General features: G+C 63.9%; 1 protein-coding gene. It reads left to right on the forward strand.

Annotated features, from left to right (window positions below; translation table 11 throughout):
• Positions 1 to 288 precede the first annotated feature (288 nt).
• Positions 289 to 19,962 carry a beta strand repeat-containing protein gene (locus tag ACODSP_RS04905; protein WP_488964511.1) on the forward strand — a complete coding sequence of 6,558 codons (19,674 nt, stop codon included), beginning with the start codon at positions 289 to 291 and terminating at the stop codon, positions 19,960 to 19,962.
• Positions 19,963 to 19,995 lie beyond the last annotated feature (33 nt).

A 19,995-nucleotide genomic window follows, 5' to 3' on the forward strand; every position in this document is an offset into this window, starting at 1 on the left:
AAGAGGAAAGCGGAACGTTTGGTTAAAATTTTCAATTTCGTACTCTTCCTGTCCTGATGAATAGTTCGGAACCAGCGGCAGCACCGCTCATCTCTCGCGGTTTGCTGTGACATGTATCCCGAAGATATACCTGTAGTCTGCTCCAGTGCTGGTTTTTATGTTTCCGTATCCGCTCCAATAGGGTAATACGGCAGTATGAATTATGGTCCGGCCGATTCTGTCGGTCGAGATCGAACCCTACGCCTTTGGTATAGGCTGGGTGTCTTCAGGTGGGGCGAGGGAACGAACATGGCTGCTGGCGGTACACTGACCCTTTCGGGTGGCGCGGACATTACGCTCACCACCGGTATCGTTTACTCCTTCGTGAAAGGCGTCGGCGGCACCCAGGGCCTGGTGTTGAATTCCGCCGGCCAGACCATGACGGTCACCAACCTGGACCATATATACGCCGCGCGCAACGCGACGCCGAAGGAAACGATAACCCTGGGCGGTACCGCCGGCAATACGCTGGGCGTGTCCTACATTGAGACCATTTTAGGCAATATCGGCCGGGATGTGCTGAACATCGTGACGGCCGGCAGCACCATGCTGGTCTCCGACGTCGAAACCTTCATCGGCGGCGCCACGGGCACCGACTTCATCACCCTGGCCAATACCGGTGGCACCACGATCGCCGTCACCTTTATTGAATCTCTGATGGGGAACAGCGGCAACGATGTTGCCGTCTTCACCAACACCACCGGCACCACCACAGTGGTCGGCCTGTTTGAAACCGTCATCGGCAACAGCGCATACGATTTATTCGCCACCCATGCCACGCTGACCGGTAATACCGTCCATTTCATCGGTGCTGAATTCCTGATCGGCGGCACCAAGACAGACGTCTATTCGCTGGGCAGTGGCGGCAACACCATCGGCGGCATCTTCCTCGACACGCTGATTGGTGGCGCGGGCCGCGATGTCTTCACCAACGCCTTCAAGACCGGCACTATCGATCTGCGTACCGGCGCCATGACTTTGCTGGTACAGGGGATCGAACATGTGGCCGGCGGCTCCAGCGGTCGCGACATGCTGGTCCTGGGCGATACCAACACCACCATCACGATCTCCGATATCGACACCCTGGTCGGCAGCAGCGGTGGTGCCGATGTCGTGACGATGGAGGAACGGCGGACGACACCGATCACCGGCAGCACCGCCCTGGTCACCGCCACCAGCAACGGCACCATGTTCGTGTCGATGGTGGAGACGCTGATCGGTACTAGCGGCTATGACACCATCTGGCTGACCGCGCCGGGTGCCAGCAGTGGCAACACGATCAACGTTTCGTTGATCGAAGCCATTGCCGGCCTGGCCACGAATGGCGGTAATGACTACGTGCAGATCGACCAGTCCGGCGGTAGCACGACCACAGTGCGTTTCATCGAAACGCTGGTCGGTGGCGCCGGCCAGGATGTGGTGCAGTTGGACCAGCTTTCCTCGCTAGGCAACACCCTCCTGATCGTTGACATTGAGACGATTGCCGGCAGCACCAATTTCGACACTGTAAACTTCACCAGTGCCGGCACCCTGAATGTGTCGGCGGTGGAAAGCCTGAAGGGCAGCAGCGGTGCAGACACCGCTATCTTCGGCTCCACCACGTCAAGCAGCGTCACGGTCACCGATATCGAAACGCTGCTGGGCGGCATGGCCGGCAACATTGTCAAGGTGACGACGGGCAGCACGCTGAACGTCAACATGATCGGCACCCTGATCGGTTCGCAGCAGCGGGAATCGATCACGCTGGCGTCGGGCGCGACCGGTCTGGCGGTGCTGAATGTCGATACCCTGATCGGCAGCGCCTATAACGACACCGTCTCCTTCGGCCAGGGCACCACCAGCGTCACTACCGCCGTGTCGTTCGTGGAAACCCTGATCGGCACGGGTGCCGGGGCTGTATTCCTGGCCACCAGCGGCAACACGGTGACGGCGGGTATGTTGTCGACCCTGTTCGGCAGCGCTGGCATGGATGTGGTCTCCCTGCTCAGCAGCGGCAGCACCACCACCGTCTCCCTGGTGGAAACGCTGCTCGGTGGTTTGGGTACCGATGTCATCACCTTCGCCGACAGTGCCGCGACCGTCTTCGTGTCCGGTGTCGAAACCGTCATAACGGCAACCCAGACGCTGGCCCTGGCCGGCGCCGATCAGACGATCGTCATCGGCGGCGTCACCAATGTCCTGCAGATGCCCGCCACCGGCGGCAGCAGCAGCGTGGCCCTGCCCTATGAAACGGTGCTGGGCGATACCGCCACCGACATCGTCACCCTGACACAGACCCAGGGCACGACCCTGGCGGTGCAGTTGCTGGAAACCCTGATCGGCACCGCGCAGAACGATGTCATCGTGCGCACGGGCACCGTGGGCAGCACGATGCTGGTCGGGCAGGTGGAAACCTATATCGGTAATGTCGGCGCGGATGTCGTCCAATATGCCGCCGGCACGACCAGCATGGCCTTCACCGCCGTGGAGACCGTTATCGGCAGCGCCAGCAGTGATGATGTCGTCACCTGGGCCGCTTCCGGCTACACCATCGCCGTCGATAGTATAGAAACAATCATCGGCACCGCCGGGGCCAACGTCATCACCGACACCGGCACCACCGGCGGCACCATCCGCATCTCGCTTCTGGAAAGCGTGACCGGCGGTGCCGGCAATGACACGCTGGCGATGGAAGGAACGGTTGCCAATACCCTGACCGTCTCCAATATCGAAGCCGTGGTGGGCAGCAGTGGTGTCGATGTCCTGTCGGTGGGCACGTTCGGCAGCACCATCGCCGTTTCGGCCATCGAGACGCTGATCGGCGGCGCGTCGGGCACCGACGTGGCGACCTATACGGGCGCTGCCGGTGCCACCCTGTTCGCGGCCCGCATCGAGACCCTGATCGGCAACAGCAGCGACGACATCGTCAAGCTGGTCGATGGCGGCAACACCATGGTCATCTCAGCGTTCGAGACGATCATCGGCGGCGCCGGCGTCCGGGATACCATCACGCTGGGCAGCGGCGGCAATACCTTCACGACGACACTGGTCGAAACCCTGATCGGCGGCACCAGTACCGACATTGTGGTGATGAGCGCGTCCGCCAATATCGCAGTATCCTTTCTGGAAACTCTGATCGGCAGCAGCGGTGTGGACCAGGCGTTCCTGATTGGCACATCCGGCAACACCCTCGCCGTCTCCGGCGTGGACATTGTGACCGGCAGCAGCGGTGCCGATACGGCGATCTTCGCGGGCAGCGGCGGGTCAACCCTGAGGGTCAGCGCGCTGGAAACCATCATCGGCAGCAGCGGTGCCCAGGATGCGGCACGTGTCGAGGGCACGGTTGGATCGACCGTTACGGTTTCGCTGCTTGAAACTTTTGCCGGTGGCACCGGCACGGAAGTGGTGTCGTTTGCCTCCACGGGCGAAACCGTCACCGTCTCGGCCGTCGAAACCCTCATCGGCGGCGCCGGTGTGGACAGTGCCCTGCTGACCACCGCCGGCAACACCATATCGGTTGCTGGGATCGAAAACATTGTCGGTAACGCAGGCGCCATATCCGACCTGATCAACTTGGCCGGCACCGGCGGCAGCACCATCACCGTATCCCTGATCGAAAGCCTGAACGGCACCAGCGGCACCGACATCGTCACGCAGGCCGGCACCGCCGGATCGACAATCGCACTGTCGTTGGTGGAAAGCCTGCTGGGCGGGTCCGGCAACGATGTCATCCAACTGGGTTCTGGCGGCAACAGCCTGTTCATCACGGGCGTGGAACGTGTGATCGGCGGCAGCGGCACCGATCTGGTCAGCATGGACAGCGGCGGCGGCACCGTCACCGTCTCACTGACCGAAAGCCTGATCGGCGGGGCCGGCAGCGATACCGCTTTGCTGGGTTCGCTTGGCAACACCATCACCGTCAGTCAGATTGAAACCCTGACCGGCGACGCCGGCAGCGATGTGGTCGCCCTGGCCGGCACCAGCGGCGGCACCTTCCAGGCCGCGCTGATCGAAAGCCTGACCGGCGGCAGTGGTACGGAAACCATCATAATCGGCAGCAGCCTGGGGTCCACCCTGGCCGTGTCGCTGATCGAAAGCCTGGTCGGCGGTTTGGGCTCCGATCTCGCCAGCATGAGCGGCACCCTGTCGATCACCGGCGTCGAAGCCGTGACGGGCGGCAGCGGAAGCGATCTTGTCACCATCGACCAGACGGCGGCCAACACCCTGACCGTTTCCCTGGTCGAGAGTGTGCGCGGCGGCACGGGCGCCGATACGGTGGCGCTGGGTGCCGGCAACAATACCCTGCTGGTCGATCTGGTGGAAAACATCGTCGGCAACAGCGGCAATGACACGATCCGCCTGTCCGCGAACACCAGCGGCAACGACGTCACCGTCACGGGTGTGGAACGCGTCCTTGGCGATTCCAGCGGCACCATCGACCATGTGCGGATGGCAACCGGCGGCGGCACCATCACCGTCTCCTTGGTGGAAAGCCTGACCGGCACCGTTGACAACGACATCGCCACAATCTCGGACAGTTCCGGCAGCACCGTCACCGTCTCGCTGATCGACAGCCTGACGGGCGGCACCGGCACCGATATCGTTACCCTGGGCGGCACCAGTGGCGCCACCATTGCCGTTGGTGCCGTGGAAAGCCTGGTGGGCAGCAGCGGCGCCGACGGCGTTACGCTGACCGGAATTGGCGGCACCCTGGCCGTCAGTGCGGTGGAAGCCATCACCGGCAGCATCGGCACCGATATCGTCACCGCCGCCAGCGGCAACGGCACCACCGTCACCCTGTCCGTCTCCCTGGTGGAAAGCCTTACCGGCGGTGACGGCACCGATATCGCTTTGCTGGCCAGCGGCGGCAACACGATCACCACCAGTCTGGTGGAAACCATCATCGGCAATACCGGCCTGGACGTGGTGCAGCTCGGCACGGGCGGCAACACGATCACCGTGACCGGTCTGGAGACCGTGATCGGCGGGTCCGGCACCGATCTGGTGACATTCACTGAAACCAGCGGCACCATTGTCGTCTCCGGTGTGGAGACGGTTCATACAACCGACCGCACCCTGGCCTTGGCCGGCGCGGCCACCACCATCGTACTTAGTCCCGCTCAACTGGTCCTGACGGTACCCAGCGCCGGCGGCAATACCGTGACCGTCGATGCCTATCAGACCATTATCGGTCAGGCCGGCAGCGATGTGGTCACCTTCACCCAGGCCTCAACCTTGGCTGTACAGTTGCTGGAATCGCTGGTGGGCAGCGGCGGCAACGACGTGGCCACCAACATCAGCACGGACGGCTCCACCCTGAATGTTTCCGATATGGAAACAATTATCGGCAATTCCGGCCTTGACCGCGTGCTGCTGTCCAGCAATGGCAACACGCTGGCTGTGACGCTGCTCGAAACCCTGATCGGCGGCAATGCGACGGATGCCGTTCAGGCCTATGGTACCAGCGGCTTCACCATGCATGTGAGCGACCTGGAAACCATCGTCGGCAACAGCGCCGTCAATGCCATCCTCAGCACGGGAACGCTTGGCTCGACCATGTCGGTAAGCGGCCTGGAAACCCTGATCGGGTCCATCGGCTTTGGCACCGACGTCGCCTTGCTGGGCGATGGCGGCACCACATTGCGGGTGGGGCAGTACAGCACCCTGGTCGGCGGCACCGGCACCGAGAATATCAGCCTGACCACAGACAGCAGCACCCTGTCCGTATCGCTGATCGACACCATCATCGGCACCAGCAGCCTGGACAGCGTCATCATCGCGGATACGGGCGGCGCCAGCCTTTTCGCGTCGCTGATCGACACCCTGATCGGCAATGTCGGCAACGAACTGCTCACCCTGGGCAGCAGCGGCAACACGACGTCCATCAGCGGCGTGGAATCCGTTGCCGGCGGTGCCGGTACCGACGCCCTAACGGCATTTGGCAGCGGCATCACCACCAGCGTGACCGGGGTTGAAGCCTTCTACGGCTCGTCCGGCAATGACGAAGTGACCCTGTCGAGCAACGGCGGCAACACCATCCTCGTCCGGCTGCTGGAAACCCTGATCGGTGGAACGGGCGGCGATACGGTGTCCTTCGGCACCGGCGGCATCACGACCGTGCTTTCCAGCATTGAAACCCTGATTGGTGGGACTGGCGTCGATACCGTTATCCTGACCTCGGCCAGCACCATCACGTCTGTGGGCGTGGAAACGCTGATCGGCAGCGGGGCCGGCACCGTCGTGACCCTCACTGACTCCGATACCAGCATCTGGGTGCAGGGGATCGAGACCATCCACAAGCCCAACGGTACAGAGGTGCTGAGCGGCACCGATCTGACCAACGGCACCTGGGTCGTCATCAACAACCAGATCATCAATCTGCCCAGCGCCAATACCGTCACCGATTACCGCACCGTGATCGGCAGCGGCGGTACCGACACCGTCACCTTCACGGTCAGCGCCACCATGGCGGTGCTGGCAGTGGAAACGCTGATCGGGTCCAACGGCACCGACCTTGTCACCACCACGGGTACCGCCGGCTCCACCATGATGATCTCCCTCGTGGAAGAACTCATCGGCGGCAGCGGATCGGACAGAATCCTGCTGGAGACGGGTGGAAATTCCGTATCGGTCACCCAGGTTGAGACCCTCATCGGCAATACCGGGCTGGATCAGGTCACCCTGGGATCGGCTGGCAACACGATCGTCACGTCGCAGGTGGAAAGCCTGCTGGGCGGTGTTGGCAAGGACCTGATTGCCGGCAGCGGCACCTTCAGCGTCAGCCTGATCGAAACACTGTTCGGCGTCGGCGGCAGCGACGTCGTCACCATCATCGGCACCCACGGTTCCACGATGCTGGCCTCGGCGGTTGAAACGCTGATCGGCAGCAGCGGCATCGACGACCTGACGCTATCCAACAGCGGCGCAACCAATATTGGCGGGGTCGAAACCCTGCGGGGCAGCAGCGGCACCGACCAGGTCACCCTTCTGAATGACGGCAATGTCCTGACGATCCTGAACGTGGAAACGCTGTTCGGCGGCACCGGTACCGATAACGTCACCTTGGCCACCACCGGCAACACCCTGTCGATTACGGCACTGGAATCGCTCAACGGCGGGGCCGGCACCGATGTGGTGACCCTGCTGACCGGCGGCAGCACCTTCGCCATCGCCTTGATCGAAACCCTGGTTGGCAGCGGCTCGATCGAAGTGGTGACCAGCACGGGAACCGCCGGCATCACCCTGTCGATCAGCGACATCGATACCCTGATCGGTGGTTCCGGGACCGACGTCGTTACCCAGACGTCCAGCAGCGGTGCCATCATCGCTGTGGCGGCGCTGGAAACGCTGATCGCGGGTGCGGGGCAGGACATTGTCCGTTTCGCGGACGGCATCAACAGCACCATGCTGGCCATCGGGGTCGAGACCCTGATCGGCGGCACCGGCATCGACAATGTCACACTGACCACAGCCGGCAGCACGACCATCGTCTCGCTGATCGAACAGCTTTCCGGTGGTTCGGGTAAGGATCTGGTCGCGCTGGCCAGCGCCACGACCCTTTCCGTATCTCTGATCGAGACATTGTTCGGCTCCGGCGGCACGGATGCCATCAACGGCACCGGCACGTTCGGCGCTACCTTGTCCGTCAGCGGGGTGGAAACCATCATCGGTGCCTCCGGTACCGACGTGGTGAGCCTGACCAACAACGGCAACACGGTCTTCGTCGGGCTGCTGGAAACCCTGATCGCCAGCAGCGGCCAGGATGTTATCGGCTTCACCAGCCAGGGCGCCACCATGGCGGTCGCTGGCGTGGAACAGCTGGTGGGCGGTTCCGGCACCGATGCCGTCATCCTGACCGACAGCGGCAACACCATCACCATCCAGAATCTGGAAAGCTTGACCGGCAGCGTGGCCAATGATGTGGTCACCTTCGCCACCGGCGGCAGCACGACACAGGTATCCCTGGTCGAAACGCTGGTGGGCGCCAGCGGCAACAATTTTGTGCTTCTGGGCAGCAATGGTAACACGCTGTCCTTTGGTGCCGTGGAGACGCTGCTTGGTACCGGCAGCGGTATTGATGTGGTGACGGCCACGGCGGCCGGCACCTATGTCGTGGGCTTTATCGAGACCCTCGTTGGTAGCAGCGGCGCCGACCGTGTCACTTTGGCCAGCATGGGCAGTACGATGTCCGTGTCGGCGGTGGAAACCCTGACGGGCGGTATTGGGACCGATGTCGTTGGTTTGAACAACCAGGGGAACACCATCTTTGTCGGTCTACTGGAATCACTGGGCGGCGGTACCGGCAAAGACATAGTTACGTTGCGCACGGGCGGGAATACCCTTTGGATTGACGGCTTGGAAACGCTGACTGGCGGTTCCGGGACCGACGCGATCAGACTGTCTTTAAACGGAACCACTTTATTTATATCCCAATTGGAAACGATCCTGGGCGGCGGCGGGACAGATGTGCTGGTGACCACCACCGACGGCGCCAACATGTTCGTTGACGCAATCGAATCCCTGATCGGCAGCAGCGGTACTGAAACTATCACCCTGTCCAGCAACGGCAGCACCATCAATGCTGAGAATATAGAGACTCTTATAGGCGCCAACGGTGGTGCATTCACCGACGTGGTGACGCTGGGCAACGGTGGCAACACCATGACCGTTGGGCGCCTGGAGACATTGAAGGGCGGCAGCGGCACGGATTTCATAACGCTCACCCCCTCTGGCGCGACTATCAGTTTGTCGGGTTTGGAGACCCTCGACGGTGGCAGCGGCCTTGATATTGTCACGCTGGCCGATACCGGTAACAGCATCCAAGTTTACCGCATCGAAACGCTGACAGGCGGCGCCGGTGTGGACGTCATCAGCTATCGTTCCTTCGGCAGCACAATTTCCATGCGCCTCATGGAAACGCTGATCGGGGGTATTGGCAGAGATATTGCACTCCTGGACAGCACAGGTAATACGCTGACCATCAGCGCCATGGAGCAGTTGACCAGCACTGGTGACGGGCGTGATATCGTTACGCTCGCCGCCGCAAGCACCCTGTCCATCGCCCTGCTGGAAACGCTGGTCGGCACCGCCGACACGGACGTCATCACCAGCACGGGCGACCTGGGCGTCACCATGCTGGTATCGTCGGTCGAAACCCTGTTGGGCGCGGCTGGAACCGACGCCATCATCCTGTCCACCAGCGGAACGGTCACGGTCCAGAACCTGGAAACGCTGTTCGGTGGGACGGGTATTGACGAGGTCAAGCTGCTGACAAGCGGCAGCACCATGTCCGTGGCGCGGTTCGAAACCATCACCGGCAGCACCGGCCTTGATGTCATCACGAACCTGGATACCAGCGGCGGGACGCTGTCCCTGTCCCTGATCGATACGCTGATCGGCAACGGCACCAATGATGTGGCCATCCTGACCGAGACAAGCAGCACGATCTATCTGGACGGGTTCGAGGCCGTCACTGGCGGCAGCGGTACTGACCTTATCCGCGTGTCCAACAGCACGTTGACCACCACGCTGGTGGAAAACCTGATCGGTGCCGGCAGCGCGGCTGTCATCCTGTCGGGCAGCAGTGGCAACACCGTAACGGCCACGGCGCTGGATGCGCTGATCGGCGGCAGCGGGAACGACGCCGTCACCCTGTCCGGCAACAACCAGACCACGCTGGTCAATTTCGAGACGATCACCGGCGGCGCCGGTGTCGATGCCATCACCCTGGGCAGCGGTGGCAACACCCTGCTGTTCCAGGCGCTGGAGACTCTGGCGGGCGGAGCCGGCAAGGATGTCGTCACGGCGGCGGCCAGTGGCACATTCGCCATCGCCCTGCTGGAAACCCTGACCGGTGGCGGCGGCCTTGATATCATCACGGGCACGGGAACCAATGGCATCACGCTGGCGATGCAGGGTGTCGAAACCCTGATCGGCGGTTCCGGCATTGATGCCGTCACCCTGACCAGCACCAGCAGCAACAATATCCATGTCTCGCTGGTCGAAACCCTGATCGGCAATAGCGGCGTTGACAGCGTAACGCTGGGCAGCAGCGGCAACCAGATCATGGTGTCGCAGGTTGAGACCCTTACAGGCGGTCTCGGCACCGATGTCGTGACCCTGGAAGCCACCTTCGTCACGGTCGACAGCGTCCCGACCCTGCAAAGCAACATCGTCATTTCCGATGTTGAGACGATCATCGGCAGCAAGGGAACGGATACGGCCACCCTGGGCAGCGGCAACGATACCGTCACCGTATCGCTGATGGAGAACGTCAATGCCGGGGCCGGTGATGACCATGTCATCATGGCCGGTGGGGGCGGAACCCTGACCGTCACCGGTCTGGAAACCCTGACCGGTGGCAGCGGATATGACGCCGCCGCCCTGGGCGGCACTTCCGGCAGCACCATCCGGATCGAGGCGCTGGAAGAACTGGCCGGCGGTACCGGTACCGACATCGTCACCCTGGTCAGCCCGGCGACGGGCGGCACCACGCTCACCGTCTCGCTGATCGACACGTTGACCGGTGGCAGCGGCAATGACGTGCTTGTCCTTAAGGGAACCTCGGTCGACCGTGAGGAACTGGACGGCAGCACGACCGTCACCGTGACGCTGGTGGAATCCATCGTCACCATCACCGATGTCGAAAGCGTCATCGGCTCCGCCGCCGCTGTCGATATTGTGAAGCTGGGCAACACCGGCGGCAGCACGCTTAGCGCCATCGGCCTGGAAACGCTCATCGGCAACAGCGGCAACGATGTCGTCACCTTCACCGATACCGGCGCCACCATTCTGGTGTCGGGTCTGGAGACGGTCTACACCCCGACCGAGACCCTGTCGCTGGGCGGTGCCCTGACAACCGTTACGATCTTCGTTCCCGCCACCATCCTGTACCTGCCGTCGGCGGGTGCGACGGTCAGCGTCGATGCCTATCAGACCATCGTGGGCGACGTCGGCAAGGATGTCGTCACGCTGAACAGCACCCGTGGCTCCAAGGTCGCCGTGGAACTGCTGGAAACCCTGACCGGCAGCTCCTATGTCGAGAATGTCACCATCGCCAGCAGCAGCGGTTCCACCATGCTGGTGTCGCTGCTGGAAACGCTGATCGGCAATACCGGTCGTGACGTGGTGAAGCTCGACTCCAGCGGCAATACGCTGGCCTTCTCGATGCTGGACGTGATCCAGGGCGGGGCCGGCACGGACACTCTGCGGGCACTTTCCGGTTCCGGCTTTACGACCTCAGTGACCCAGTTGGAAACCCTTGTCGGCAATGGCAGTGTCAATGTCGTGACCGGTACCGGGTCCGGCGGCAGCACCATGAATGTCTCTCAGTTGGAGACCTTGGTGGGCGGTGCGGGTCTGGATATCGCCACGCTGTCGGGCAGCAGCACCATGGCTGTCTGGCTGCTTGAAACCGTCATCGGCAGCAGCAGCGCCGATATGGTAACCGTAACCACGCTGGGCGCGTCGGCCGGCGTCACGGATGTCTATCTGGATGGTCAGGCGGGGAATGACACCCTGGTCGGTGGCGCCGGCAACGACACGCTGATCGGCGGCGATGGCAGCGACACGCTGACGGGTGGTGCCGGTATTGATCTGTTCGATGTCGGCAATGGCGATACCGTCACTGACATCGCCGAAACCGAGAAGCTGCGCATCAGCGGTTCGGTCTTCACCGAAAGCCAGATGACGCTGACCGCCAACGGCAGCGACGCGATCCTCAGCTATGGCGGCAACCAGATCACCCTGGCTGGTCGCTCCGACCTGACCCTGGACAATCTGTATGTGACAGAGAGCGGGGGATCGACCCTCATCACCGTTGACACGATCCGGCCGACCTTCGTTTCGGCGGCGGCCACCGGCCCTCAAGGACCGACATCCAAGGCCCTGACCTTCCTGGTCAAGTTCTCCGAAGCTGTGACGGGCGTCGATCTGAGCGATTTCACCGTCAATAATGTCGCAGACTTCAACCGGCCGCTGCTGTTCAACCAGGCATCCGTGACCGGTAGCGGAGACACCTATACGGTCACTGTCGACGGCATCAAGGGTGAGGGCATTATCCGGCTGGACCTGCTGCCGAACGGCATCAAGGACCTGGCCGGCAACACCCTGACCGTTGGTGGCAAGAGCAACGAATATCTGATCGACACCGTCGCACCGGCATCCATCACCAGCTCCTTTGTCTCGGTGCTGGAAGGTGCCGCTGATGGCACCGCCGTCGGTCTGGTCCAGGCCACGGATGTCAGCGCGCTGACCTACCGGCTGGTGGACAATGCCGGTGGGCGCTTCAGCATCGACAGCAACAGCGGTCTGGTGACCGTCGCCAACGGCAAGCTGCTCGACTATGACAAAGCGACCAGCCACGCCATCACGGTGGAGGTTTCCGACGGTCGCCTGACGACCGAGCAGACGCTGTCCGTCAGCATCACCAATGTCGCGCCCGCAGTCCCGACCGACACGGACAGCGCGCCCAACAGCGTCATTGAGGGTGCCTCGGCTGGTACCACTGTGGGTGTGACGGTCAATGCCGTCGATACCAGCAGCGCTATCCTGGTCTATAGCCTGACCGATGATGCTGGCGGTCGCTTCCAGATCGACGCCAAGACCGGTGTGGTCACCGTGAAGGATGGCACCAAGCTCGATTTCGAGACGGCGTCCAGCCACACGATCATCGCCCATGTCAGCGACGGGCATTCCGGTATCAGCAATCAGACATTCACCATCAATGTCGCCAACGCGCCGCCCACCAAGCCTGTGGACGGTGACAGCACCGCCAACAGCGTGGTGGAAGGGGCCAAGGCCGGCACCCTGGTCGGGATCACCGCCAAGGCGACCGATCCGGGCAACACCGTGGTCACGTACAGCCTGACCGACGATGCCGGTGGCCGTTTCCAGATCGACACCAAGACCGGTGTCGTGTCCGTCAAGGATGGCGAAAAGCTGGACTTTGAGGCATCGGCCAGCCATGCGATCACGGTTCAGGCCAGCGACGGCAAGGGCGGGCTCAGCACCGAAACCTTCACCATCGACCTGGCCAATGTCGTGCCGACCACCCCGGTCGATGATGACAGCATGGCCAACAGCGTGGCGGAGGGTTCCAAGGCCGGCAGCAGCGTCGGCCTGACCGTGAAGGCCACCGATCCCGGCACCACGCCGGTGACCTACAGCCTGACCAACGATGCCGACGGACGCTTCCAGATCGATGCCAAGACCGGCGTCGTTACGGTAAAGGACGCTGACAAGATCGACTTCGAGACGGCCACTGGTCATTCCATCACCGCGCAGGCCAGCGACGGCAAGGGCGGGATCAGCACGCAGACCTTCACCATCGCCGTTACCAATGCTCCCCCGACAGCCCCGGTCGATAAGGACAGCGCCGCCAACACCGTGAAGACGGGGTCCGCTGCCGGTACAACGGTCGGCATCACCGCTTCGGCAACCGATCCCGGCAACAGCGTTGTGACCTACAGCCTGCTGGCCGATGCTGGCGGTCTGGTGGCGATCGACGGCAAGACCGGTGTCGTCACTGTCAAGGATGGCGCGAACTGGACCGGTGTCCTTTCCGGTGACCGGACCGTCACCGTCCAGGCCAGCGACGGCAAGGGCGGCCTCAGCCAGGAAAGCTTCACCCTGGCCGTCCAGGCCCAGACCAAGGCGCCCAGCGCCCCGGTCCTGGCCCCGGGCAGCGATACCGGCATCTCCAGCAGTGATGGGATTACCAAGCCCGGCAGCCTGGTCGTCACCGGCACGGCGGAAGCCGGCGCAAAGATCAGCCTGCTTATCGGCGGCACTGCCAGCGGCCTGACCAGCGTTGCAGACGAGAATGGCGCCTACAGCTTCACCATCGATGCCGGCGCCGCGGCCAGCACGCTGAGCCTCAGCGCCACGGCCACCGGCAAGTCCGGTCTGGTGAGTGAAGCCAGCACCGCCACCACCATCACCATCGACGGTCGCGCCCCCAGCGTGACCGGCCTGGCGCTGGTTGGCACGCCGGCACCGGACAGCACCAGCTTGACCTGGCGGGTCAGCTTCTCCGAAATGGTCAGCGGCGCCACTGCCGCCGCCTTCGGACTGGCCATGACCGGCACGGCGAAGGGGAGCATCGGTTCGGTCAGCATCGTGGACGCGCAGACCATCGAGATCACGGCTACCGGCCTGACGGGCGGCGGCACCGTGACGCTGACGCTGGATGGAAGCCGCGTCACCGACGTTGCCGGCAACAATGTCGCCGGTTCGGCGTCCAGCGCACCCTTCATCATCGGCCAGAGCCAGATCACGGCTACGGGCCTTTCGCGTGAACTGTCCTATGTGGAGGATAGCGGCGCCATCTCGCTGGCCGGTGCCAGCCTGACCGCCGCGCCCAACGCCGCCCTTACCGCAACCCTGACCCTGGCCGACCCGACCACGGGCCGGATTGAGGGCGGTGGCAGCTATGACGCCGCGACCGGCGTCTGGACCGCCATCGGCACCATGGCGCAGATCAATGCGGCACTGGCGGCAGCCAGCTTCGTGCCTGCCTTGAACAATGACAAGGCGACAAGCATCAGCCTGCTGGTCACCGACAACATTGCCGGCAACGCGCCCGTCGGCGGCACCATTACGCTGGCTGTGACGCCGGTGAACGATGCGCCGGTGATCGGGACGGCCATCGGCAACCAGAGCGCCATCGAAGGCAAGGGCTTCACCTTCTCCCTGCCCGCGACGGCCTTCAGGGATGTGGACACCAATGACACGCTGACCTTCTCCGCCACGGTGGCGGGGGGCGGCGCCCTGCCCGCCTGGCTGTCCTTCGACGCGGCCACCGGCAGCTTCAGCGGCACGCCCGGCTTCAACGATGCCGGGGCGCTGGGGATCACCGTCACGGCGACCGACAAGGCCGGTGCCTCTGTCGCGCAGAGCTTCACCGTCACCATCGCCGACGTCAACCAGGCCCCCGTGGCCAAGGATGACACTGGCACTGTCCGTGAAACCGGCATCCTGAACGGGTCCGGCCTGCTGGATAACGACACCGATATCGATCTGGGCGATACCCGCACCATCATCGGCGTCAATGGCGACGGGGCAGTCGGCAGCCTGATCACCCTGGCCTCCGGGGCGAAGATCCAGGTCAATGCCGATGGCACCTACACCTATGACCCTAACGGCGCCTTCAAGTCGCTTCCGCTGGGTGGCAAGGGCCAGGACAGCTTCACCTACATGATCGCCGACAAGGGCGGCCTGACCTCCACGGCCACCGTTACCATCACCATCGATGGTGAGAATAACGACCCGGTCATTCAGGCCCCCAAGCAGGTGATCATTGCCAAGAATTCCGGCGCCATCGGCCTGTCCATCGACATGCCCGTGGACCCGGATGGCAACCAGCTGTTCGTGACCATCGGGGAACTGCCCAGCCACGGCGTCCTGCAATATGCCGATGGCCGTGCGGTTGCGGCGGGTGCCGTGGTGTCCGCCACGGAACTGGCGGGCCTCACCTTCCGCGTTGATCCCGGCTTTGCCGGATCGGCGGGCCGCGTCACCTACTCTGTCAGCGACGGGCAGAAGGACATTGCCAGTGCGGTGGACATCACCATCGCCGAGGAACAGCTGATCGCCATCGGCGTCAGCAACGGCACCCCGTCGGTGCAGGTGGAGCCGACAGGCGACGGCCTGGTCGCCTACCGGTTCACCATCAGCCGCAGTGCCGGTCAGACCCCGGCCACGGACGGCACAGTGACGGTCAACTGGCGCATCGATGAAGGCAGCGGCATCGACCGGTTCGACTTCGCGGGTGACGCGCTGCCTTCCGGCACGGTCACTCTGGCACCGGGTCAGTCCAGCCAGGAAATCACCGTCCTGGTGAAGGCCGACACTCTGAACGAAGGCGACGAAACCTTCACGGTCAAGCTGGATGGTCTGTCCTCCTCCGGTCTGGTCCTGACCCCGCGCATCAACGACCCGTCCAGCGTGTCCGGCACCATCCTGGATGGCGCACGCGACCGTCTGCCGCCTCAAGTCACGGGTGTTTCCGCGCCCGCCGCCGGTACCTATTTCCCCGGCGACAGCGTGGAAATCAGCCTGAGCTTCAGCGAGGCCGTGACCGTTGACGGCACGCCGGCCCTGTCCCTGCTGGTCGGCTCTGCCAACCGTCAGGCGGTCTATGTCGGCGGCTCGGGCGGTTCGGTCCTGACCTTCCGCTATGTTGTCGGTGCGGGCGATCTGGATAGCGACGGCATCTCCGTCGCCGGCAGTATCGTCAATGCCGGTGCGATCAAGGATGCGGCGGGCAACACCGCGCTGGCCGACTTCACCCTGTCGGGTGCCGATTTCGGTGGCGTGGTCATCAACTTCGTACGCGGCAAGACCGTGGACGGTTATATCAGCGGCGCCACCGTCTTCGCGGATGCCAATGGCAATGGCGTCCTGGATGCCGGTGAGGCGTCATCCGTCACCGATGCGACCGGCAACTACACCATCGGCGGCGGCAGCGGTGCCTATGTCATGGTGGGCGGCACCGACATCTCCACGGGCCAGGTCTTTGACGGCGTCTATGAGGCACCGTCGCGCGCCACCGTCATCAACCCGCTGACCAGCGCCATTGTCGGTCTGGCCGGCAGGCAGGCAACCGCGTCCGCCAATCTGGCGGCGGCGGCGCAGTTGAAGACAGCACTGGGTATCGATGCGGGTCTGGATCTGCTGAATGTCGACCCGCTGCAGGCGGCGACGGCATCGGGTGCCAGCGCCGCACAGGTGGCCTCTGCCGTGAAGGCCCAGGCCGAAGCGGTCAAGATCGCCAACCTGATCGTGGAAGGGGCGGCCGTGATGAACGGTGCGGCCACCACCACACTGGCGCCAGGACAAGCAGGTCAGGCAATCCTGGACGCGCTGGCCGATGCCATCCGCGCCCTGCCGGCGGGTTCGACCCTCAATCTGGCCGATGCGGGTACGCTGGCCGGTATCCTGCGCGGCGCCGCCGCCCGGCTGCCCGGCGTCGATGCCGGCAAGGTCGGGGCCGTTGCCGCCAATGCCGGCACCATCATCGGGGCCGGCAACGCCCAGGTGAATGCCGCCGCCCTGCTGACCGATCCGCTGGCGGCCCTTACCGCCATCGCCCGGGTTCAGGTCGTGGCCCAGACGACCACCGTCACCGCGCTGCGGAACGGCACTGCCGCCGGTAACCTGGACGCCGCCGTCACCGCCCTGACGGGCAGCAATCTCGACGCAGCGGTGGCAGGCGCACAGGTCGGAACCGTTGTTCCCACCCGTCTCTCCATCACCGCCATCGATACCGCGAAGGCGGAAGGCGACAGCGGCTTCACCAACTTCACCTTCCAGGTCACCCGCTCGGGTACGGCCCTGGGGGCGGCCACGGTGGATTACCGGGTCAGCGGCAATTCCGGTCTGGATGCCGCCGATTTCGGGGGTACCCTGCCCGCCGGCACCGTCAGCTTCGCCGCTGGCGAGACGGTGAAGACCCTCACGGTCCGGGTCACGGCCGATACGGTGATCGAACAGGATGAACGGTTCACCGTCACCCTGTCCAACCCGTCGTCCGGCATGGACATCCTGGTTGCCCAGGCCAATGCCACCATCCTGAACGACGATCCGGCCAATCCGCGACTGTCCATGCCGGCAGCCACCGCCATCCTGGCGGGCCGCAGCAGCGTGGTGGGCGGTATCGTGGTTCAGGCCGCGCAGGGCGGCACCGTTACCGTCACCCTGATCCCCACCGGTGGTGCGATCACCCTGGTAGGCCCGGCCAGCCAGAGCCGGGGCAGCGGGGCCGTCACCCTGACGGGTACGCTGGCCGATGTGAATGCCACTCTGGCGGGCCTGTATTTCACGCCCGACAGCGGCAGCACCACAGGCAGTATCCAGGTGGTGGCCGGCAACGGTACCGTCCCGCGCAGTGACGTGGCGACACTGGACGTGCGGGTGGCAACGGCGCCGGAGAATATCCTGCCCGTCAAGCCGCTGGTGGTTGCCGGCATCGCGGGTGAGATCATCGGTGTCAGCGTTTCCGACACCGACAGCCCGACCCTGACCGTCACCTTGACCCCCACCGATGGATCGGTTTCCGTGACCGCCATGGGCGATGTCAGTGTGACACGCAGCGATAGCGGAGTGCTGGTCCTGACCGGTTCCACCGCTGCCGTTAAGCAGTCACTAGCGACGATGGAGTTCACCGGCGTGCTGGGCAAGCCGGCAGCGTCGCTGCGGATCGAGACGGATGATCACGATCCTGTCACACCCAATGACAGCGACCTGATCCTGATCGAGGTGTTGCAGCCGCCGCAGACGGTCATCCCCGATGGCGTCACCATCCCGCGTGGCACCGCGTCTGCGGTCACGGGCATCAGCGTCACCGACGCCGACAGCCCCGTCCTGTCCGTCACGCTGACCCCGACCAGCGGTACGGTGGCCCTGACCGCCGTCGGTACCGCCACCCTGACCCAGGTCTCCAACACGGTGATCCGCGTCACGGGCAGCGTGGCCGATGTCAACGCAACCCTGGCGACGCTGCTCTTCACCACGGTTGACGGGGTGGAGACGGCACAGCTCCTGGTGCAGACCTCCGATCTGGATGCCCGCACCATGGACAGCGAGAAGCTGCTGACCATCCGTGCGGTGGATGATGTGCTGCGTCTGCCGACCTCCGGTGCGACGCTCAGCCTCGACCGCTATGCCACGGTCATCGGCAATATCGGTCAGGACGTGATCACGCTGGCCCGTCCGGCCGGCACCACCATCGCCGTGACACAGCTGGAAACGCTGATCGGCAGCGCCCAGAACGACGTGGTGACCAGCACCGGCAGCGTGGGTTCCACGATGAGTGTGGAGATGCTGGAAAGCCTGACCGGCTCGCCGGCCACCGATCTGATCTATCTGGGTGGTGCCGGCAGCACCATCTGGATCCAGCAGATTGAGGAACTGGTGGGCAGCCGTGGCCGTGACCGTGTCACCCTGGGCGATGTCGGCAACAACATTGCCGTCTCTGGCCTGGAGACGCTGATCGGTGGGCGTGGCCTGGATCAGGTCACGCTGGCCGGTGGCGGGGCCACCATCTCCGTGGAAGGCATCGAAAGCCTGATCGGCGGCAGTGGCACCGACTTCGTCTTCACCGGTGCCGTGGGGGGCACGCTGTGGGCCAAGGGCATTGACGTCCTGGTCGGCGGCAGCGGTGTGGATGCGGTCCGTCTGGCCGACGGTGGCAACAGCCTGCTGGTCCGTGGTCTGGAGACCCTGACCGGCGGCAATGGCACCGACATCGTCACCATCGGCAACAGTGGTGCCACGATGCTGGTCAGCGGTATCGAAACCCTGATCGGTGGCGCATCACGGGAAGTGATCACCCTGGGCAGCCAGGGCGGCACCATCCGCGTCAGCGGGGTGGAGACCCTGACGGGTGGCAACGGGGCGGATATCGTCACCGTGGCCGACGCCAAGGCCATCCGCTTCGAAGGCGGGGCCGGGGCCGACCAGATCGCGCTGGGGACAGCCCAGGTGGCAGACCAGATCGTCTACCGCAATGCCGGCGACGGTGCGGCGGCGGGCGCCAACACAGGCTTCGACCGTATCACCAACTTCCAGACGGCACTGGACAGTCTGGTACTGGTCGGCAATCTGCGCAGCCTGCTGGACCGCAACGGCGACGGTGTGGTCCAGGGGGGCGACCGGACGACAGGACAGGTCGATATGGCCAATGACGAGGTGGTCCGCCTGACCACCACGAGCAGCAGCCTGACCGATGACAGCCTGATTGCCATCCGCACCGCCATCGGTGCCCTGAAGAACCCGCATGCCGGCGGCAGCGTCATGGTCCTGGCCAGCGACGAGACCGACACCGGGATCTACATGGTCACCAAAACCAATGGAGAGCAGAGCATCACGTCCGGGGAGATCAAGCTGCTTGGCGTCGTATCCAACGCCAAGCTGAACAGCAGCAACATCTCTTTCGGGGGATAATTCCAGATGCTGACAAGGGGGCCGGCCGGTGCC

This window comes from Niveispirillum sp. FG156 (genome assembly GCF_057809555.1).